This window comes from Sphingomonas sp. Leaf38 (assembly GCF_001421825.1).
In the GTDB taxonomy this organism is placed as follows: domain Bacteria; phylum Pseudomonadota; class Alphaproteobacteria; order Sphingomonadales; family Sphingomonadaceae; genus Sphingomonas.
The window spans coordinates 19888-39284 of record NZ_LMLD01000008.1 but is presented as its reverse complement, the minus strand read 5'-3'; the positions used below and the strand labels follow the sequence as shown (position 1 = coordinate 39284).

Sequence of the window (19397 nt, the reverse complement as noted above, 5' to 3'; positions counted from 1 at the left end):
TACTGGGCCGATGAGGGAGTCGAACTATGCGCTTCGTGCTACGTTGCTTGGCCATCTCCGGGATACTGGGTTTGCCGGCTGCCGCCGATGCCCGCGACCTGTGGACCAAACAGGCTGCCAACGCCTGGTATGCCCGCCAGCCCTGGCCCGTCGGGGCGAACTACGCGCCCGCGACCGCGATCAACCAGTTGGAGATGTGGCAGGCCGCGACGTTCGATCCTGGTACGATCGACAAGGAATTGGGGTGGGCCGAAGGGCTCGGCATGAACACGATGCGCGTGTTCGTCCACAATCTGCTCTGGGAGGAGGATCCCGAGGGGTTGAAACAGAGGATGGACGCGTTCCTGGCGATCGCGGCGCGCCATCATATCCGGCCGGTGTTCGTGCTGTTCGACAGCTGCTGGGATCCCCACCCGGTCTCTGGGCCACAGCATCCGCCGATACCCGGCGTGCATAATTCGGGCTGGGTGCAGGGACCCGGCGCCGCACGGCTCGCCGACCGGGCGGGCCATCCGAAGCTTATGGCCTATGTCAAAGACATCGTCGGCCGGTTCGCCAAGGACGATCGCGTGCTGGCATGGGACGTATGGAACGAGCCGAATAACGAGGGTGGCGGGAATTACGCGCCGACGCCGGGCAAGAAGGCGCTGGTTGCCGAGCTGATCGCGCAGGCGTTCACCGCGGCCCGTTCGGCGGATCCGGACCAGCCGCTGACCAGCGGGCTGTGGATCGGCGACGATTGGGACAAGCCGGCGACGCTCGATCCCGTCGAGCGCATCCAGGTCGCGAATTCGGACGTCATGAGTTTCCACGACTATAGTTGGCCCGAAAAGTTCGAGGCCCGGGCACGGCAGATGCTCAGCTATGGTCGCCCGGTTTTCTGCACGGAATATATGGCGCGGGGGGCAGGGTCGACCTTCGATGGTTCGCTGCCGATCGGTAAGCGGCTGAATATCGGCATGGTCAATTGGGGCTTCGTCGACGGCAAAACGCAGACTCGGTTGCCATGGGACAGCTGGAAGAAGCCCTATACCTCCGACGAGCCTACGGTGTGGTTTCACGAGGTGTTACGTGCCGACGGCACGCCCTATCGCGCTGCCGAAGCAACGCTGATCCGCGTACTGACAAAGCCGGCCAGTGCCGGGCGAGGTCGAGCCCGGACAGCGAATGACGGGCAATAGCAAGGCGCGTCGGTCAAGCGTCCGGAACGGAGAACGCCGTAATCAGCGGGGCCGGTATCTTCCATTGTCCTACAGCCGTCCATGGCTGAACTCCGTCGACCGGAGTGCGACATGGCATTCCGCGGCGATCGAGATCGCGTGGTTCGCGCCGCAACCTTAACAAGTTACGGCGCGCCCGGTTACGCCGGCTGACCGTTGCCGCCGGTCGATCCAAAGATCTGGCCGGTCGAATAGCTCAGCGACGGATCGGCTGCGGCAACGTACAGCGCCGCAATCTCGGCAGGTTGACCCGCCCGAGCCATGGGCGAGTCCCCGCCAAAGCTCCGTAGCTTCTCGGGCGTCGTCCCGCCGCTGACCTGCAGCGGCGTCCAGAACGGACCGGGCGCGACCGCGTTCACGCGGATACCGCGGGACGCGACCTGCTTGGCCATGCTCTTGGTGAAATTGAGCACCGCGGCACGCGTGAGGGCATAGTCCACGATATCGGGCGAAGGATTTCCCGCCTGCTCGGAGGACGTGTTGACGATCACCGCGCCCGCGCTCATGCGCTCGAGCGCCGCCTTTGTCAGCCAGAACGGCGCGTAGACGTTGGTTTTCATGGTATCGTCGAAGTCCTGGCTCGAGATATCCGCGATACCGGGACGCGTCTGCTGACGCGCTGCATTGTTGATCAGGATATCGAGCCCGCCGAGCTGCTCGCTCGCCTGCTGCACCAGTCGGCGGCAAAAGCGTTCGTCTCGCAGATCGCCCGGGATGGCGACCGCCTTGCGGCCCTCGGCGCGGATCAGCGCAACGACCTCCCGGGCGTCGGGTTCTTCGGCGGGCAGGTAGTTGATCGCGACATCTGCCCCCTCTCGCGCATAGGCGATCGCCGCCGCGCGACCGATGCCGCTGTCTCCGCCGGTTATCAGCGCCTTCTTGCCCAGGAGCTTGCCCGAGCCCTTGTAGCTCGTCTCGCCGTGATCCGGCCGCGGGGTCATCTTCGACGCTAGTCCTGGCCAAGGCTGGCGCTGTACGGGGTAGGGAGGCTTGGGATAAGCGGCGGCGGCGGGTGTCGTCGCGGCATTACTGCCACCGTTTGGCTTCGCCGCGCTTGAGGCCGTCGCGGTGATCGCGCCGGCGGCAATCGCTGCCCCCGTCACGAAGGTGCGGCGTGTGGTATCGGTCATTGTCCTAGCTCCCGGAATGATCAAAACTCCAAGCGCTAAACGATTGCTTCTGTTCCAAAACAGGTCGTCACACCGTCCCAGTCGTTCGGCGCTGTCAGGCGTCGCTGTTTACGCATGACGACCGTCCCGAACGCCGCTTTCGGGCAAGGATGGCGGAGCCTCGTGGCTGATCCCATCCCCGGCAGGCCGCGCATGTGGGCGGGGAGGGGGTAGCCTAACTGGCGGCGGGACCTAAAGAAGCATCATGGCTGGCCTGATCAATCGCTTTATACCGGCTAAACGCTGGACACCGTCACGGTACAGAGCGTTGCTGCGCGCGCGAGGTCCGCGATCGACGCAGTTTCGGACGCGCGTGGCGATCCTGACGGGTGCGATCCTCATAGGCATCGTCGCGACCCTGTTCGCGGAGGCTGCCGACTGGGCAGGCGCGGTCTTCGGCCGTTTTGCCGCGACCTGGCGCTGGCTGCCGCTGATCTCGACGCCGCTCATCTTCATGGGACTGGTCTGGATGACCCGTCGCTATGCGCCGCTCGCGCGGGGATCCGGTATTCCCCAGGTCATTGCGGCGCAGGGCAATCCGAACGACGCCACCGGAACGCTGATTTCGATCCGGACGGTCGCGGCAAAGGCGGTGCTGACCATCGGCGCAGTGCTGGGCGGTGCATCGGTCGGCCGGGAAGGGCCGACCGTCCAAGTGGCGGCCGCGGTCATGGGGGTGACGCACCGAATCGTCCGCGTGCCGTTGCGCGGTGGCGTTGTGATCGCCGGCGGTGCGGCGGGCGTGGCAGCCGCCTTCAACACGCCGCTTGCCGGGCTGCTGTTCGCGATCGAGGAACTCGCCTCCGCGTATGAGCAGCGCGTGACGCTGCTCGTCCTCGCCGCGATCGTTATCGCCGGGATGGTCGCGCAGTCGGTGCAGGGCGACTATATCTACTTCGGGGCGATCGGCGCGCATATGCCGCTGCTGTCCGCGCTGATCGTCGCCCCGGTCGCCGGAGTCGCGGGTGGCATGACGGGCGGGCTCTTCTCGCGCGTTCTGCTGGCGATGGCGGTCAGCCGCAATCGGCTGACGGGGTGGGCCCGTGCGCATCCCGTGGCGTTCGCCGGCATCTGCGGGGGTGTCGTCGCGGTGCTGGGCGTCGTGACCGGGCTGACTTGGGGAACCGGCTATGCGTCCGCGCGCGCGATGATCGTCGGCGTGGATGCCCCGCTCTGGTTTGGGCCGGCCAAGCTGATCGCCACGGCCGCGACCGCGATCGCCGGCCTCCCGGGCGGGATCTTCGCGCCGTCGCTCGCCGTCGGCGCCGGCGTCGGCAACCTGCTGCGCGAGGTATTTCCCGGCGAGCCGGCGAGTGCGATCGTGATCCTCGGTATGGTCGCCTATTTTGCAGGGGTCGTCCGCGCGCCGCTGACCGCGGTCATCATCCTGTCGGAGACGACCGCCAGCCGGGGCCTGATGCTGCCGATGTTCGCAACGGCTTTCATCGCCGATGCCGCCAGCCAGTGGGTGTGCCGCGAAAAGTTGTACCACGGCCTGTCGAAGACCTTTTCGATGACATAAACGAGCAGATCCGCCTGAGTCTGCAGGAACCCGTCGCACGCGCCCGCAGGTGGCATGGCCACGATAGACGGTCATGAGATACGCGTGCTGCGACGGCGCTGCCTTTGGAGGTGGCCAGCGCGGTGGCGCTGTCGACCGTGCCGGCCCGCCCATCGCTGGCTTTGACGCCCGTCGTCGGTTCAGACGCCCGTCGCTGATCCCGACGTTTGCAAACGCAAGCGGTGCAGGCGGCGGCAGGGGGGCGAGCCTGCCTTGCCAAGCTTCTGGAGCGAGGCCAATGTTGCGCGAACGATGGAGAGGCCAGCTATGTCCGACGAGTAGGCGCGCGGGCGACGGGATGGATTGCGTCTGGCGCTCTCGATCCTGGAGGCAGAAGAGACGAAGTGGGAGGCGCTGCTCGGTGAGAGCGCATCATGGCGAACCAACGCAACGCGCGCGATCCGCCACAAGGCATATCAGGTAGCGCGCAAGCGTGTGCAGACCGTGTTAAACCGATTATTGCCAACGTCGCAGTCCGAGCTGCCGATCGAGGTCGCAACGATGATCGATCGAGCCGGATTTTAGCGGATGCCTCTCGCAAGCCCTACTCTCGGGTTTCGACAGCGACCGGGACCGTGCCCCTAAAATCCGACCTGCCTGGCCCCTTGGTGTCGAGAGGCGGCAAACCGCATTGGAACGACCAGACATTGTTCCCCCCATAAAGGACAGAATGGCAATTTCATCCCAGCCGCTAAGCCACTCGAATGCTAAGGGACATTGCGTTGTCCCGGTTGCCCGCTAGGCTTGGACGGGTTTGGTTGGCTGGTTTTTAACCCCGGGGGAAGTATGGCAAGGCAGGCCTCGAGGGGCATCGTCGAGCGCATGTTTGCGCGCAAATCGATCGCGCAGGTTCAGCGCGAAACCGCCGCAAGTGAACTGAAGCGAACGCTCGGCAAATGGAACCTGCTGATGCTCGGCATCGGGTGTATCATCGGCGCGGGCATCTTTGTGCGGACCGGCTCTGCGGCCGCGCTCCATGCAGGTCCTGCGGTGCTGCTGTCGTTCGTGGTGGCCGGTATGGTCTGCGCGTTTGCCGGCCTGTGCTACGCCGAATTGTCGTCGACACTGCCAGTGTCCGGCTCGGCCTATACCTATGGTTATACGACGTTGGGCGAATTCGTCGCGTGGACGATGGGCGCGCTGCTGCTGCTCGAATATGGTCTTGCCGCGTCGGTGGTGGCGGTCGGCTGGTCGGGCTACGTCGTCAGCCTGCTGGGCGATTTCGGCATCCATATTCCACCGCAGTTCACAGGGCCGGCCGGGTATCCGCTCATCCGCGGCGGCGTGCCGGTTATCGTCGATGGTCTGCCGGTGACGACGATCTTCAACCTGCCGGCCTTTCTGATCTGTCTGGCGCTCGCCGCGCTGCTGGTTCGGGGCGTGGCGGAATCCGCGAAGGTGAACACCATCATCGTCACGATCAAGGTCGGCGTGCTGGTCGCCTTCATCGCGGTCGGCGGCGTGATCGTGCTGTCGCATCTGAACGAACTGGTCGCGCGCAACTGGACGCCGTTCATTCCCGCCAATCAGGGCGCCGGCAAGTTCGGCGTCGACGGCGTCATGCGCGCCGCATCGATCGTGTTCTTCGCCTATGTCGGGTTCGAGGCGATATCGACCGCGGGGCAGGAGGCCAAGGACCCCAAGAAGGACATGCCGTTCGGGATCATCGGCGCGCTGATCGTGTGCACGGTGATCTACATGCTCGTCGCGGCGATCATGACGTTGCTGGTGCCCTATACCGCGCTCAATGTTCCCGATCCGGTCGCAGTGGTGGTCGACAGTTTCGGCCCGGCCTGGGGGTGGCTGGCCAAGCTCATCAAGATCGGTGCGATCATCGGGCTGACCTCGGTGGTGCTGGTGCTGATGTATGGCCAGACGCGGATCTTCTACACGATGGCGCGCGACGGCCTGCTGCCACGCGTGTTCGCGACCGTGCACCCGACGTTCAAGACACCGTATGTCAACACGGTGCTGGTCGGCGTCGTCACGGCAGTGGCGGCGGGATTCTTCGACATCAACGTGCTGGGGGACATGACCTCGGTCGGCACGCTCGCGGCGTTCTCGATCGTCTGCCTGTCGGTCATCTACCTGCGCCGCGCTGCGCCCGACCTGCCGCGCGGGTTCTCTGTACCGCTCTATCCGGCAGTGCCTCTCCTGGGCATTGCGTCGTGCGTCTATCTCATCACGACGGTGCCGATGAAGGTCTTGATGTTTTTCGCCTGGTACATGGTCGGCGGTATCCTGCTCTATTTCGTCTATGGCATCCGTCACTCGCACCTGCAGCGGGGTGAGCCGCAGGACGATGAGCCGGATATGGGGGAATATGTGGCGCCCGTTGGCGAGCAGCCCTAGGCGCCGCCAGATAAAGGACCGTTCGAAGCCGGGATCGCGGCGAGACGGCGTCGATGGCCGGTTCTGCGCTGTCCGATTGCGCTCTGCCGGTTCAAACGCTCGATACCGGAACGGATCGGTGCCGCCGGTCTGGAAAAAGGCGCTCGCGCCACCGTCGGCCGTGGATGGGGCGGCGTTGGGGCCATGCACGTGCCCCTTATCGCGTTCTGACTGTCACACAGGGTTAAGATCGCTGCCGTAGCGCGCTGGCCTATGATCCATGGAATTCCCAAACTCTGGTCGCGAAGCATGGTTGCGCGGCTGATGGTGCCGGTCGCCATCATGCTAGGACTGGTCTGCGTGCTCGGCTCGATCGGGCTGGGAACGCGCAGTCGCGTCCAGACTGCGCGCGATGCCGCCAATGCGGCGCAGGTCGTGCGGATCCACCTGGTCGAAGTGCGCTCGCTCAGTCGCTCGCTCCAGCGCGATGCGCTCAATCTGCTGCTCGAGCGCGATCCGCGCGAACGAGCGATCATCCACCGCAAATTTTCTACGCGTTCGGACCAGATGCGCCTGCAACTCGGGCAACTCGTTGGTACTCCCGCGGCTCGGTTGACCCCGCACAGTCGCTACATCGAGAGTCAAGCGGTCGTCCTGGACCGCCTGGCGATCGTGGCCGCGGCGGCGAGCAATGGCGGGCAGGCACGCGCATGGGCGATCTTCCGCCGCGACGTCCGCCCGAACGAACGGATTGCCTCAACGATCGCCGATACGCTGATCGGCGCCCAGGAAGTGCGGGTCGAACGCCTGTTCCGCCATGCCTACGACCTCGAACGGCAGGAGGTGACGATCAGCGTCCTCGCAAGCCTCGTGCTGTTCTCGCTCGCCGCCTGCGGTACGGTCCTGATCGTCCAGCGCACGATCATCCGCCCGTTGCTGCAGATCGAGCGGACGATGGCGGCGATCGCCGGCGGCAACGCCAAGGGCCGAACGCCGCATGCCGGACGGCGCGACGAGATCGGCCGGATGGCGCGCGCGATCGAAGTCTTTCGCGCCTCGGTGGTCGAACGCGAACACCTGCACGCAGAAGCAGGTCGCCAGCAAATCGCCGAGGTCCAGCGCGAACGGCAGGTCGAGATCAGGCGCCGGTCGTTCGAAGACGCCGAGGCCGAGCGCAACCGTATCGTGCGACAGGCGGCAACGATGCTGGAAGACGAGATCGCCGATGTGCTCGCAGGCCTGCGCGGATCGGCGCACCAGCTCACGGTGACGTCGGGCGACCTCGAGGATCACTCGACCGCAGCGACGCGCGAACTCGGCGACGTCGGCGTTGCGGTACGGCGGGCGCTTGACGGCGCGACCGATATCGCCGCCGCGACGACGCAGTTCATGGGCGCGATCCGGCAGTCGAGCGACAGCACAAGGCGGACCGCCGATCTCAGCGCACAGGCGGCGGACCGTGCGGCGGAACTCGCGCGCGACATGGCCGGCGTGCAGGACGATGCGCGTGCGATCGGCGCGATCGTCGGGCTGATCGGCAGCATCGCCGCGCGCACCAAGCTGCTTGCGCTGAACGCCGCGATGGAAGCGGCGCGGGTTGGCGACGCGGGCAAGGGGTTCGCGGTCGTCGCAGGCGAGGTTCGGATGCTGGCGACGCAGACCGCGGATGCTACCGACGAGATTGCGCGCCAGATCGCCGGCATGCAGCGCGGCACGCACGCCGCGTCCACCGGGTTGACGCAAATCCGCGGGCTGGTGGACGAGATGGCGCGCGGCGCCGATGCTCTGGCGTCGAGCATCGATGAACAGGCACAAAGCGGCCAGACGATCAACCGCAACGTCGATGGCGCTGCCGACGATCTCGATCTCATCGGCCGCCTCGTTACCGAGGTCTCGGTTGCGACCAGAGGCACTGCCGGCATGGCGTCGCTAGTCCGCACCGACTCGCGACGGGTCGAGGATGGCGCATCCTCGATCGATGGGGCGCTGTCCCGCTTCTTCGGTCAGCTTCACCTGGCCTGAAACGCGGTCGCTGGCGCGTGTCTCAGCCTGGATCGCTGCGGCGGGGGCGGCGGGATTAGTGTCGCTGCGCGGTCACGCCGTGCCGCCGCGTGCCGGATGCGCCTATCGGTACGATCGGGGGTCGGCGGCTTGCAGTTCGACGACACGTCGTTCCAGTCGTTCGGCAAGCGAATCGCGGACCGGATCGCCGACCCTCAGCTTTCGCCACGTATTGTAGCTAATGCCATAGCGCATCATGAGCGCCGAGCCGGTCTCGTCGCGCATGGCGGCCAGCATCTGGCTGACGATATGCGCGGGCACCGGGCGCATGGCGATACGGGGTTTTCGCATTCGTGTACCTCCTGCAAAGGGTCGATAACACTCAGAACGAGACGCGGACGCCGAGCGTGGCATAGCGGCCGATCGGGTCATAGGCGCTGCTCGCCGCGGTGGTGAACGTCGTCACCGGCGGTGGCGACAGCGGCGGATCGCGGTCGAACAGATTGGCGATCGACAGATACACCTGCTGCTTCCCCCCGCCGATCCGCAGATTATAGGTGCCGGTCAGGTTGGTGTAGAACACCGCGGGCGTCGTGTTGTCGTTGATGTCGACGCCCTCGACCCGCGTGGCATCGAGCTTGGCCGCGCTGATGAAGCGTTCCTGCACGAACAGCGAGAACGCCTCGTTCGACCAGGTCGCTTGCAGGATGCCGCTCCATTTCGGCGTGGTCGTCTCGCCCAGCGCCTCGCGCACCGCGGAGCCCGGCGTCTCCGAATTATTCTGCGTCGCGTGGTTGCCGACGAGCCGCAGGTTCAGGTCGCCGCCGGCGACTTCGGTCTTGTAGCCGAGTTCGAAATCGATGCCGGCGACGGTCTGCTGCGCGAGATTGAGGTTGGGGCGCAGGATGCTGAGCGAGCCCGAGGGCAGGACGGTGATGTTGGCGCACTGGGTCTGGTTGCCCGCGGCGCATTCGTCGACCACGCGCTGCTCGGCCAGCGTGCTGATCGCGTCCTTCAGCGTGATCTTGTAATAGTCGACCGAGGCCTGGAACCCGCGCAGCCAGCCGGGCTGGTACACGCCGCCGAAGGTGATCGTGCGGGCGCGTTCGGGCTTCAGATCGCGGTTGCCGGTCGCAAAATTGACCTGGGGCGTGGTCACGCCGTTGAACACGACGTTGCCGTTCAGCTGCGTCGCGGGGTTGAACAGTTCGAGCAGGTTGGGCGCGCGAATGTCCTGCGACCAGGTGCCGCGGAAGCGCAGGTCGTCGACCAGCTGCCAGCTGGCGCCCAGCTTCCACGTCGTGACCCCGCCCGACGTGCTGTAGTCCGCGTGACGGATGGCGCCGTTCAGGTCGAGCGACTGCGCGATCGCGCTGTCCTTGAGCACCGGCACCGCGACCTCGAGATAGCCCTCGCGGATGTCGTATTCGCCGGAGAACGGGAGCGGGTTGAAGAAGCGATACGGTCCCTGCCGCCCCGACAGCGCCGAGGGGCCGCCGCGGATGCCGGTGAAGTCGATCCGCGTCGGGGACAGCGCATCGGTGGTCTGGCGCGCGGTCTCCTTGCGATATTCGACGCCCGCCGCGACCGCGATCGGCCCTGCCAGCTGGATGCTGTCGCCCAGATCGCCGCGGATATTGGCGGACACCACCTGCTGGCGCAGACGCAGGTTCAGCACATTGTCGCCGGTGACATAGTCGGTGATCCCCTGGTTCGACGCCTGTGGACCGAACAGGTTGCGCGGCGTGCAGCCGGGATCGAGCCCGGCTAGCGTCGAGCGGCACACGATCTGGCCGGCCGAGTTTCGCACCGCGTCGGCCGAGGCATAGAGGTTGCGCGCAACCGTCAGGTTGTTCGACCGTAATTCCTGGTCCGACTGACCGAAATTATACGAGGCGTCGTATTTCCACGGACCGCCGAGATCGCCGCGGACGCCGACCGATGCGTGATAGACGTCGATCGTCGATTCATTCTCGACCAGCGGCAATTCGCTTTCGAACCGGCCGAGCTGGAACGACTGGACGTTCGCCGCGACCATACGCGCCAGGATGTTGGCGGGGAGGTACGCGTTGTCGCGATAGATGGTGTAGGCGGCATTGGAGCCGACATTCTGGCTGACGAACGCGCCCTGGTTGGTATGGCTGCGCGCATACAACCCCTCGACGAACACCGTTGCGACCGGGGCGATCTCGAATTCGGTGCGTGCAAACGCGTTGTAGCGTTCCTGGGTCGGCTGCAGCCCGATATTGGCGCGCGCGCCGTCACCCCCGCTCTGGAACGCGGTACCGGTGATCGTGCCATAGTCAAACGGCGCCGAGCCGCCGCCGGCGAGGAACTGCGTCCCGCGGAGCGGACCCGCGCTGATCAGACCGCCGATCGTGCCGAGCGAACTGCGGATCGACGGAATGATCAGGTTCGTCGGCCGCGCGCCGGATACCGGGTTCACGATCTGCCCGGCATTGTCGTCGAACCAGTCCCGCCCGGTGTCCTGGTCGGCGCGAAGGCCCTTCTGGTAGAAATAGTCCACCCCCGCGACGAAGCGCAGCCGGTCGTCCATGCCCGACGTGCCGAACGCCAGCGATCCGCCGGCGGACGGCAGGTCGCCATGCGTCGAGACGCCACCCAGCGCCTCCGCCTTGAACCCCTTCAGCTTGGTATCGAGCACGAAATTGACGACGCCGGCGACCGCGTCCGATCCATAGGCGGCGGATGCGCCGCCGGTGACGACGTCGACGCGGCTGACCAACCCTTGCGGAATGATGTTGATATCGACCGATCCGCCGCTGTTGGTTGCGGGCAGGCGGCGACCGTCGAGCAGGACCAGCGTGCGCTGTGCGCCGAGGCCGCGAAGGTTGAGGAGGTTCTGGCCGCTGCTGCCGCCGCGGCTGTTGGTGGTCGATGGACTGGACGTCTTGGTGCTGCCGTTGAAGGCTGGCAGCTGGTTCAGGCCGTCCGCGAGGTTGGTCGGCGCGGATTCGCGCAGCTGCTCCGAACTCGCCATCGTCACCGGCGTGGGGGTCTTGAAGCCAGTGGCGACGCGGCTGCCGGTGACCACGATGTCGCCGCCCGGGTCGCTCGCGGGCGCATTGCTTTCGGCGGACTTGAGATCGCCCGTGGGTGTTTCGGGATCTGCCGGCGGGGTGGTCGCAGGCGCGTTCGGCATCGCCGAGGCGTCCTGCGCGCCGGGCGTCGGCACCTGTTGGGCGGCGGCCGGCGTCGCCAGCATCATCGCGAGCGGCACCATGGCAGCGCCGCACGCGAGCATCGTCTTCCTGGTGTTCCAGGTCATCGTCTCTCTCCCAAATGTTCGTTTCTTGTTGTTTTTTGCAGGTCTTAAGTCGTCGGTCGTAAGGTTTCGGGGCGGGTGATCGTCGGCGGCGCGGGGCCGGGATCAGCCATGCGCCTCCGCGTGCCGGTTGACCCGGCTGCCGATGAGCAACGCGAGCAGCGAGAGCAGCGCGGCCGCGGCACACCATGCGCCGGGGATCGCCTTGTCCCCGGTCGCGCCGATCAGGGCGGTGCTGATCGCGGGCGTGAAGCCGCCGAAGATTGCGGTCGCCATGCTGTAGGCGAGGCTGAAGCCGACGGTGCGGACGTGTGCCGGGATCGCCTCGGTTAGGTAGACGATGAACGCGCCGTTATAGGTGGCGTAGATCGTGGCAAGTAGGAGTTCGACGGCCAGCAGCTTGCCGAAGCTCGGGCTCGCCACGAGCCAGCTCATCAGCGGATAGGCAAGCACGACGCCGAGCACACTGGCGGTGATCAGCAGCGGGCGGCGGCCGACCTTGTCCGATAGCGCCCCCATGACCGGGAGCAGGATGAAGTTGGTGAGGCCGACACAGGCGGTGACGAACAGCGCCTCGCCCGGACCCAGGTTCAGCACCTTGCTGCCGAAAGTCGGCGTGTAGGCGGTGATCATGTAGAAGAAGACGGTCGTCATCACCGCCATCAGCGCGCCCTGCAGGACGATCCCCCAATTGGCCCCGATGATCCGCACGATCTCGCCGATTTTCGGATGCTCCTTGCGGTTCAGGAAGGCATCGGTTTCCTCGACGTGACGGCGGATGATGAACAGGAAGGGGATCATCACGCAGCCGATGATGAAGGGAATGCGCCAGCCCCAGGCCTGCATAGTCTCGGGCGACAGGCTGGTCGACACGAGCAGGCCAATCAGCGCGGCGAACACCACGGCCGCCTGCTGGCTGGCGGACTGCCACGACGTGTAGAAGCCCTTGCGGTGCGGCGGTGCGATCTCGTTGAGATACACCGAAACGCCGCCGACCTCGACGCCCGCGGACAGGCCCTGCACGAGCCGCCCGGCGAGGATGATAAGCGGCGCGGCGAGGCCGATCTGGTCGTAGGTAGGGGTGATCGCGATGGCGAGCGTCCCCAGCGCCATCAGACCGAGCGTCAGCAGCAGCCCCTTGCGACGGCCATGATGATCGACATAGGCGCCCAGCACCAGGGCGCCGACGGGCCGCATCAGGAAGCCCGCGCCGAACGTCATCAGCGTCAGCAGCAGTGATACGAACTCGCTACCGGTCGGGAAAAACGCCTTCGAGATGTAGGTGGCGTAATAGCCAAACACCATGAAATCGAACATCTCGAGGAAGTTGCCGCTGGCGACGATGAAGATCGACTTGAAGGCCGATTTCTTGGTCGCCGCCGTGGCAGCGCCGCCGAGCGGCATCGCGCCGGCGGGGAGGGTGTCGGCGGTCATGGGCGTGCCTTTCGCGGCGCCGGCTCGAGCCCGCTTGCGCGGATCGCGGCGTCGGCTGAGGGGGAGGAGAGATAGGTGAGAAGCGCGCGCGCCTCGCGCTGACGCGGCGAATAGGCGACGATGCCGCCCGAGAAGACGGTGACCTTTTGCAGGCTGTCGGGCAGCAGGCCGACGATGCGGATCCCCTTGACCGGCTGCAGTTCGGACAATTGCTGGAAGCCGATCTCGGCATCGCCGCGCGCGACGATCTCGCCGACCGGGGTCGCGGGAATCATCCTGCCCTTTGGCGTCACCTGATCGGCGATGCCTAGGCGCGCGAGCATCGTCGTCTGGATATAGACCCCGCTCGCGCTGTCCGACCACGCGACCGATTTCGCCGCGATCAGCGTCGCACGCAGCGCGTCGGGCGTCGAGATGTCGGGAACGGCCGCGCCGGCGCGAACCGCCACCGCGATCTTCGACAGGCCGAGATCGATCTCGGTCCCGCGGGCGACCTTGCCGTCGGCGACCAGTCGGTCGAGACCCGAGCGCGCGAGGATGACCACGTCGGCGGCCTCGCCGCGTGCGAGCCGCGCGGGGATCGCGTTCGGCGTCTCGCCCATCGACGGCCCGTGGCCAGTGACGATGCGCGTCCCGGTCTCGGCGGTATACCGCGTCGCCAGCGTATCGAATGCAGCGTTGAAACCACCCGAGGTGACGACGTTAAGCTCGGACGTGGCGGCTGGACGGGCGGGTGGCAGCGACTGGCAACCGACCATCAGCGGCGCGACCACGCATGCGATCAACGCGCCAAACGTCGTACGACGCGTGATCATAGCCGTCATCCTCACGCGTTCTGGTCCGGTTGCCGATCCATCGTCGTCCTGCTCCTCGATTGGCATCACCTCTTTGGGCGATCGCTGCGTCGCGACGTCGGGCAAGACGTCGCGACCGTTTGACGATAGAAGCGGTTCGCGACCGATCTAACAATTGCAACGATCGGAGTGTTTGATGTGTGCGGCGCATGAAAGGGGCGGGGTGCGGCTGTTTCGTCAGCTCTATGTGCAGATGATCCTTGGCATCGTGCTGGGGACGATCGTCGGCCATGTCTGGCCCACGATCGGCGTCGAGCTTGCCCCGCTCGGCATCGCGTTCGTCAAGGCGATGCGGATGATGGTGCCGCCGATCCTGTTCTGCACGATCGTCGACGGCATCGTGCTGCACGGCGGCGCCCGCCGGACCGGTTCGACCATCGCGCGCGCGATCCTGGTGTTTATCGGCATCACGATCGCCGCGCTTCTCGCGGGGGCGGTGGTCGCCAGCCTCATGCGTCCAGGGGCGGGGTTGCGCATGCCGACATTGCCGGCCGGAATCGACCTCGATCGACAGCTCGGTGCAAGGCATATCACCGGGCCGGGCGACTTCCTGTTGCGGATGGTGCCGGACACCTTCTTCTCCGCCTTCACCGCGGGCGACGTGCTGCCGGTGCTGTTCATCGCCGGGCTCGTCGGGTTTGGGTTGATCCGGATCGGTCCGGCGGGTGAGCCGATCGCACGGGCCATTCGCGGGCTGACGCAGTTGCAGTTTGCGATCTTTGGCTTTCTCATCCGCGCCGCGCCGATCGGTGCGTTCGGGGCGGTCGCGTTTACCGTCGGCGCCTATGGCATCGGTTTCATCGGCTCGCTGGGACTGCTCGTTGCGACGCTGGCGGTGGCGTGTGCTACGCTTGTCGCGCTCCTCTTGGGGGCCGTGCGCGCCGCGACCAGCATGTCGCCGATCCGGATCCTGCGCCATTTCCGTGACGAACTGGTCATCGTGCTAGGCACGTCGTCGAGCGAAGTCGTATTACCGCGGCTGATGACCAAGCTGGAAGCGCTGGGTGTGCCGCCGGCGGTCGTCGGGCTGATCGTGCCGCTTGGCTACACGCTTAACCTCGCCGGCACCGCAGTCTATCTGGTGGTCGCGACTCTGTTCCTGTCCGAGGCGCTCGACATCGCGCTGCCCCCCGACCGGCTCGCGCTGTACCTCGTCGTCATGCTCGCGACGTCGAAGACCGCGGCGGGCGTGACGGGCAGCGGGTTTTCCGCCTTGCTGCTGACGCTGTCACTGCTGCCCGACGTGCCCGTCGGCGCGGCGGCGATGCTGATCGCGGTCGACCGCATCCTGTCGACCATCCGCGCGCTGACCAGCGGGCTCGCCAACATCAGCGCGACGTTGCTCGTCGCGCGCTGGGACGGCGCGATGCTCGTCATGCCGTCGCCCACGCCGCGGTCAGCAACGTGACGAGCCGGGCGGCGGCCGGCGAGATCGGTGCGGCCGGACGCTTCAGCAGCCCGATCGTCCGCGCGATCACCGGTTCCCCGAGCGGCCGCCATACCAAGTCGCGGGCCTCGGGTCCTTCGCATGCCAGACGCGGCAGGACCGATGGCCCAAGCCCCGCATCGACCAGCGCCAGCGCCGACGTCAGTCGCGTCACCTCATAGAACCAGGTCAGGGTGATGCCCGCTGCGGCAAGCCCCGCCTCCAGCGTCGTCCGGTTGCCGCTGGCGCGATGGATCGTCACCAGCCGCTTGCCGACCAGGTCCGCCCAGGAGACGTCGGGCATGGTCGCCAGTGGATCGTCCTTGCGACAGATCAATCCGTACGGATCGTCGTGGAGCGGGGTGTATGACAGGTCGGAATCCACCGCGACCGGCAGCGACAGCCCGAACTCCGCCTCGCCCGTCCGGACCGCTTCGGCGCACTCGGACGCCGAGCGGTCGAGGATGCGGACGCGGGTATTGCGGTAATCCTCGGCGAAGCGTTGCAGCACCTGCGGCAGGAAGCGCACCGTGGCGCTCGGCACGCTCGCCAGCGTGATCCGGCCCGCCTGCCGTTCGCCCTGCGCCATCAGCCCGACGAGCGACCCGTCAATCTCGTCGAGCACGCGTCGGATCAGCGGTACGACCTGCTGCCCCGCGGGCGTCAGCCGGACGCTCCGCGTGCTGCGCTCGATCAGGCGCGTGCCGATCACCTGTTCGAGCTTCTGGATGCGCCGGCTGAGCGCTGGTTGCGACAGGTTGAGCTGCTGCGCCGCACGATGAAAGCTGCGCCCGTCTGACACCGCGATGAGCGCGCGCAGGTCGAGAAGCTCGCAGTTCATCGTCAGCATGGCATGACCATTCGTCCTCGATCCCGTGCGCCGGTCCCATCAATACCCGCAGCCAGTGCGGACATCCCGCGGCCGAAGCGCAACCCCTATTTTGTGCCATGACCCGTTTCAAAAGAAACTTCGCCTTGTTTCTGTGCTGCGTGGCAAGAGCCGAAGCGCCTTTTCAGACCACCCAAGGCGCGTGACATCGGGTTTTGGCGCGCTGCCGATCATCGTTGACGGCGGGCGGGCCAAGCAGCGGCTGGGTCCCCGGCGAAGCGCTGGTCTTCGACGATACGACCGAGCACGAGGCGAACAACGGCAGCCTGCAGCCGCGCGTCGTCCTCATCGGCGATGCTTGGCATCACGGTACGATAACAGTGGACCGCTGGGCATTCACGATATTGGTCTCAGCAGTCGTGCCATCGAGCGTCGGTTTCCGATTAACCGTCCTTCCGGGGAGGGGGCTGGCGTTGGCGGCACGATCGCTGTTTGGAAAGTGGGCAAGAGGGCACTTGGCCATGGGCGCGACGGGCGTCGGCAAGGTGCTGCCGCGTCCGGGGGCGGGGGCGGGGAGGCGTGGCGGCCGTTCGTGATCACTAGGTAGCATTGCTGTCTTAGCAAGTCGGCCAGACCATAGTAGTCGGACTGAGCCATGGTTGGGTCAGCGCGCCTTGCTCCAAAAGCTGCCGAACGCTAGGCGGAACGCATCGGCTTCGCGACCTGCCAAGGCCCGGGATCCACCGGCATGCAACACGAAGTGTTCAGGTTCTTCGGCTTACCATCTGCCGGTCGCCGAAGAACACTACTCAAGGACGATCGATGCGCGCGCCCCTGTTTCTCCGCTTGTTTCTTTCCGGTTTAGCGGCAGCCACCCTTATTCCGGCACCGGCGGCCGCAACGTCCCCCGAACTCATCGGGCTTGAGCGCGCGCTGAGCAAGCTGGTTGGCGAACGGCCCGGCGACTATGGCATCGCGGCGCTCGACCTTCGCGATGGCTCGGCGGTTTCGATCAACGGCGACACGCCTTTCCCGATGGCAAGCACGGTCAAGATCGCCATTGCCGCTGCCTATCTCGCCGAGGTCGATCAAGGCCGACGCGGCCTCGGCGACATGATTGCTGGCCGACCCGCGGCGAAAGTCATGGCGCTGATGATTATCCGCAGCGACAATCAGGCCACCGACCAGTTGCTTGCCGCGCTTGGTGGCCCCGTCGCGGTCCAGCAATGGCTGTCGTCGCACAACATACCGGGCATCCGGATGGATCGCACGATAGCCCAGTTGCTGCGCGAGCGCGGCCACCTTGCCGACAGCCGGGACGTCTCGACACCGGTCGCCATGGTCACGCTGTTGAACAAGCTCGACAACGGTACCGTTCTGACGGCGCAAAGCCGCGCGCTTCTGCTTGACCTGATGGGCCGATGCGCGACAGGCACGCGGCGGATTCGGGCGCTGCTCCCCGCGGGAACCCGGGTGGAGGACAAGACCGGGACGCTCGATGGTATCACCAACGATGTCGGGTTCATTACCATGCCCGACGGCCGGCGCGTGGCAGTTGCCGTATTCGCACGCGGCGGACGCGATCGCCAGCCTGTCATCGCCGAGGTCGCACGCGTAATCTACGACCGGTTTGCGGATAGCGTCCGCAATGCCGTCGCGGTGTTCATGCAAATGCGGTAACCAGCGGTTAGCGGCGCGGCGGTCGCCGATAGCCCGCTGGGTTTTCATGTGGAACGGGGCGGCGTTACTGTCCGTCGGCCCCAAATCCCGTCCTGGCGTTCGGGGCGTCATCGCTCCAGCCTATGCGAGCTTGATCTTGCCGTTCACGCCGGGCGAGTCCTAATACCCGACGGCGCCACCGCCATACCAATATTGCTTCGGGGCTTCGGCGAGCGGGGCGCCGGTCCGGAGCCGCTTGACGCGGTCGGGGGTTGGCGAGGACGGGGCGGCCGAAGCTGAACAGATCGGCTTTGCCGTCCGCAAGCGTCTTCTCGGCGAGATCGAGCGTGTACCGGTTGTTGGCGATATACGCGCCGGCAAAGCGCTTGCGCAGTTGCTGGAAGTCGACGCCGTCCGGCACGTCGCGCGTATGCTGCGTGACGCCTTCGATATCGTGGATGTACAACAGGCCGATCTCGCACAGTGCGTCGACGAAGGCATCGAAGGTGCGCCCGACCTGGCTATCGAGCGGCGTCTTGCCGGGCTCGGTCGTTGCCGGTGGTATGCGGATGCCGACGCGGTTTGCGCCCCAGACTTCGACCACCGAGCGGACCACGTCGAGCGGGAACCGCTGACGGTTCTCGATCGCGCCGCCATAGTCGTCGGTCCGCTGGATGGTGCTGTCGCGGATGTACTGCTCGGGCAGATAGTTGTTCGCGACGTGGACCTCGACGCCATCGAATCCGGCGGACTTCACCTGTTCGGCGGCATGCCGGTAATCCTCGACGATCGCGGGAATCTCGTCCGTCTCCAGCGCACGCGGCGTGACGAAATCCTTCATCCCGTCGTTCGTGAACGCCTATCCGTCCGCAGCGATCGCGGACGGCGCGACGGGCAGCGCACCGCCATGCAGATCGGGGTACGAGATGCAGCCGGTGTGCCATAGCTGGAGAAAGATCCTGCCGCCACGTCGGTGCACAGCATCGACGATCGGCGTCCACGCGCCGACCTGCGCGTCCGACTAGATCCCAGGCGTCATGGCGTAGCCACGTGCCTGCGCGGAGATGTTCGTCGCCTCGGTGATGATGAGGCCGGCGTCCGCGCGCTGCGTGTGAGAGGCGCCATGACGATACGGTTTTGCAGGTGCAAATCGCCGACCGTAACGGGCTGCAGGACGGGGCTGGGGGGAGGCCGGACATGGCTATATCTTCCGGTGAGATAACGAGAATGCGGGGGCGTAACGCTCGAGCGGCGGCTCGATCCCAAGGTAATACCGAAGTGTTGGCCGATCCCGGCATCGCGGGGCCACTCGCGCGTATCCAGTTCGGGCACGCCGCTGTTGCGGTTGGCATAAGCGGCTAGGAACATCGGACTGCGCAGCCAGCGCTGCCAGAACGCATCGATATGCTTATAGCGCTCGTCGAGCGGCATCGCGTTGACCACGAACTTCGAAAACGCGATCACGGTCGCCAGCGTGATGTCCGAGAAGATGGGGGCGTCGCCCCCGAGCAGCCAGTCGCGACCATCGGCCAGATGTCCGTCGATCAGCGCGATATGCGCCAGCGCTTCCTTGCGGCAATGCTCGCCCCATGCGGCGTTGGCGGTCAGTTCGAGCTTCGGCGTTTCC

15 protein-coding genes and 1 pseudogene are annotated in these 19397 nt (G+C 66.1%); 8 read left to right on the top strand and 8 right to left on the bottom strand.

Annotated features, from left to right (window positions below; translation table 11 throughout):
- Positions 1-26: 26 nt before the first annotated feature.
- Positions 27-1181, top strand: coding sequence for a cellulase family glycosylhydrolase (locus ASE88_RS01305; protein WP_055880360.1), 1155 nt, complete (start codon positions 27-29; stop codon positions 1179-1181).
- A gap of 179 nt (positions 1182-1360) precedes the next feature.
- On the opposite strand, the gene ASE88_RS01300 is transcribed toward ASE88_RS01305, so the two are convergent.
- Positions 1361-2350, bottom strand: coding sequence for an SDR family oxidoreductase (locus tag ASE88_RS01300; RefSeq protein WP_056474459.1), 990 nt, complete (start codon positions 2348-2350; stop codon positions 1361-1363).
- A gap of 244 nt (positions 2351-2594) precedes the next feature.
- On the opposite strand from ASE88_RS01300, the gene ASE88_RS01295 reads away from it, so the two are divergent.
- From ASE88_RS01295 to ASE88_RS01280, 4 genes are all read left to right on the top strand, one after another.
- Positions 2595-3911 carry a chloride channel protein gene (locus ASE88_RS01295; RefSeq protein WP_056474456.1) on the top strand — a complete coding sequence of 439 codons (1317 nt, stop codon included), beginning with the start codon at positions 2595-2597 and terminating at the stop codon, positions 3909-3911.
- Between the two features lie 342 nt (positions 3912-4253).
- Positions 4254-4475, top strand: coding sequence for a hypothetical protein (locus tag ASE88_RS19080; protein WP_235527663.1), 222 nt, complete (start codon positions 4254-4256; stop codon positions 4473-4475).
- Positions 4476-4772: 297 nt separating this feature from the next.
- Positions 4773-6302 (top strand): amino acid permease, encoded by a 1530-nt coding sequence (locus ASE88_RS01285; protein WP_235527661.1) that lies wholly within the window; start codon positions 4773-4775, stop codon positions 6300-6302.
- Positions 6303-6554: 252 nt separating this feature from the next.
- A complete protein-coding gene (locus ASE88_RS01280; protein WP_082466034.1) occupies positions 6555-8303 on the top strand; it encodes a methyl-accepting chemotaxis protein in 1749 nt (582 codons plus the stop codon).
- A 102-nt stretch (positions 8304-8405) separates the two neighbouring features.
- Here ASE88_RS01280 and ASE88_RS01275 read toward each other — a convergent pair whose 3' ends face one another.
- The 4 genes from ASE88_RS01275 to ASE88_RS01260 form a co-directional block, all read right to left on the bottom strand.
- Positions 8406-8633 (bottom strand): hypothetical protein, encoded by a 228-nt coding sequence (locus ASE88_RS01275; RefSeq protein ID WP_156356850.1) that lies wholly within the window; start codon positions 8631-8633, stop codon positions 8406-8408.
- Positions 8634-8664: 31 nt separating this feature from the next.
- Entirely contained in the window at positions 8665-11571 is a 2907-nt protein-coding gene (locus ASE88_RS01270) for a TonB-dependent receptor plug domain-containing protein (RefSeq protein ID WP_056474452.1), read from the bottom strand.
- A 102-nt stretch (positions 11572-11673) separates the two neighbouring features.
- A complete protein-coding gene (locus ASE88_RS01265; protein WP_235527658.1) occupies positions 11674-13002 on the bottom strand; it encodes an MFS transporter in 1329 nt (442 codons plus the stop codon).
- Complete coding sequence (locus ASE88_RS01260; protein WP_056474935.1) at positions 12999-13817, bottom strand: substrate-binding domain-containing protein; 819 nt, start codon at positions 13815-13817, stop codon at positions 12999-13001. The genes ASE88_RS01265 and ASE88_RS01260 overlap by 4 nt, the downstream gene beginning before the upstream one ends.
- A gap of 202 nt (positions 13818-14019) precedes the next feature.
- On the opposite strand from ASE88_RS01260, the gene ASE88_RS01255 reads away from it, so the two are divergent.
- Complete coding sequence (locus ASE88_RS01255; protein ID WP_056474449.1) at positions 14020-15264, top strand: cation:dicarboxylate symporter family transporter; 1245 nt, start codon at positions 14020-14022, stop codon at positions 15262-15264.
- Here the strand turns inward: ASE88_RS01255 and ASE88_RS01250 are convergent.
- On the bottom strand, positions 15230-16132 hold the full coding sequence (locus tag ASE88_RS01250) for a LysR family transcriptional regulator (protein WP_082466030.1): 903 nt from the start codon (positions 16130-16132) through the stop codon (positions 15230-15232). The genes ASE88_RS01255 and ASE88_RS01250 overlap by 35 nt on opposite strands.
- A 194-nt stretch (positions 16133-16326) precedes the next feature.
- Here ASE88_RS01250 and ASE88_RS01245 point away from each other — a divergent pair, with 194 nt between their 5' ends.
- Together ASE88_RS01245 and ASE88_RS01240 are read left to right on the top strand one after the other, a co-directional pair.
- On the top strand, positions 16327-16707 hold the full coding sequence (locus ASE88_RS01245; protein ID WP_082466028.1) for an aspartyl/asparaginyl beta-hydroxylase domain-containing protein: 381 nt from the start codon (positions 16327-16329) through the stop codon (positions 16705-16707).
- Between the two features lie 226 nt (positions 16708-16933).
- Positions 16934-17791 carry a serine hydrolase gene (locus ASE88_RS01240; protein ID WP_082466026.1) on the top strand — a complete coding sequence of 286 codons (858 nt, stop codon included), beginning with the start codon at positions 16934-16936 and terminating at the stop codon, positions 17789-17791.
- Between the two features lie 64 nt (positions 17792-17855).
- Here the strand turns inward: ASE88_RS01240 and ASE88_RS01235 are convergent.
- Both ASE88_RS01235 and ASE88_RS19320 read right to left on the bottom strand, forming a co-directional pair.
- A pseudogene (locus tag ASE88_RS01235) lies at positions 17856-18749 on the bottom strand (hypothetical protein).
- Between the two features lie 56 nt (positions 18750-18805).
- Complete coding sequence (locus ASE88_RS19320; protein WP_268795203.1) at positions 18806-19378, bottom strand: glutathione S-transferase family protein; 573 nt, start codon at positions 19376-19378, stop codon at positions 18806-18808.
- Between the last annotated feature and the right edge of the window lie 19 nt (positions 19379-19397).

Coding starts and splice junctions, on each gene's coding strand:
- ASE88_RS01240 (WP_082466026.1), top strand. CDS start 16,934: ATGCGCGCGCCCCTGTTTCTCCGCTTGTTTCTTTCCGGTTTAGCGGCA.
- ASE88_RS01300 (WP_056474459.1), bottom strand. CDS start 2,350: ATGACCGATACCACACGCCGCACCTTCGTGACGGGGGCAGCGATTGCC.
- ASE88_RS01285 (WP_235527661.1), top strand. CDS start 4,773: ATGTTTGCGCGCAAATCGATCGCGCAGGTTCAGCGCGAAACCGCCGCA.
- ASE88_RS01265 (WP_235527658.1), bottom strand. CDS start 13,002: ATGACCGCCGACACCCTCCCCGCCGGCGCGATGCCGCTCGGCGGCGCT.
- ASE88_RS01280 (WP_082466034.1), top strand. CDS start 6,555: ATGATCCATGGAATTCCCAAACTCTGGTCGCGAAGCATGGTTGCGCGG.
- ASE88_RS01250 (WP_082466030.1), bottom strand. CDS start 16,132: ATGCTGACGATGAACTGCGAGCTTCTCGACCTGCGCGCGCTCATCGCG.
- ASE88_RS01260 (WP_056474935.1), bottom strand. CDS start 13,817: ATGATCACGCGTCGTACGACGTTTGGCGCGTTGATCGCATGCGTGGTC.
- ASE88_RS01275 (WP_156356850.1), bottom strand. CDS start 8,633: ATGCGAAAACCCCGTATCGCCATGCGCCCGGTGCCCGCGCATATCGTC.
- ASE88_RS01270 (WP_056474452.1), bottom strand. CDS start 11,571: ATGACCTGGAACACCAGGAAGACGATGCTCGCGTGCGGCGCTGCCATG.
- ASE88_RS01305 (WP_055880360.1), top strand. CDS start 27: ATGCGCTTCGTGCTACGTTGCTTGGCCATCTCCGGGATACTGGGTTTG.
- ASE88_RS01295 (WP_056474456.1), top strand. CDS start 2,595: ATGGCTGGCCTGATCAATCGCTTTATACCGGCTAAACGCTGGACACCG.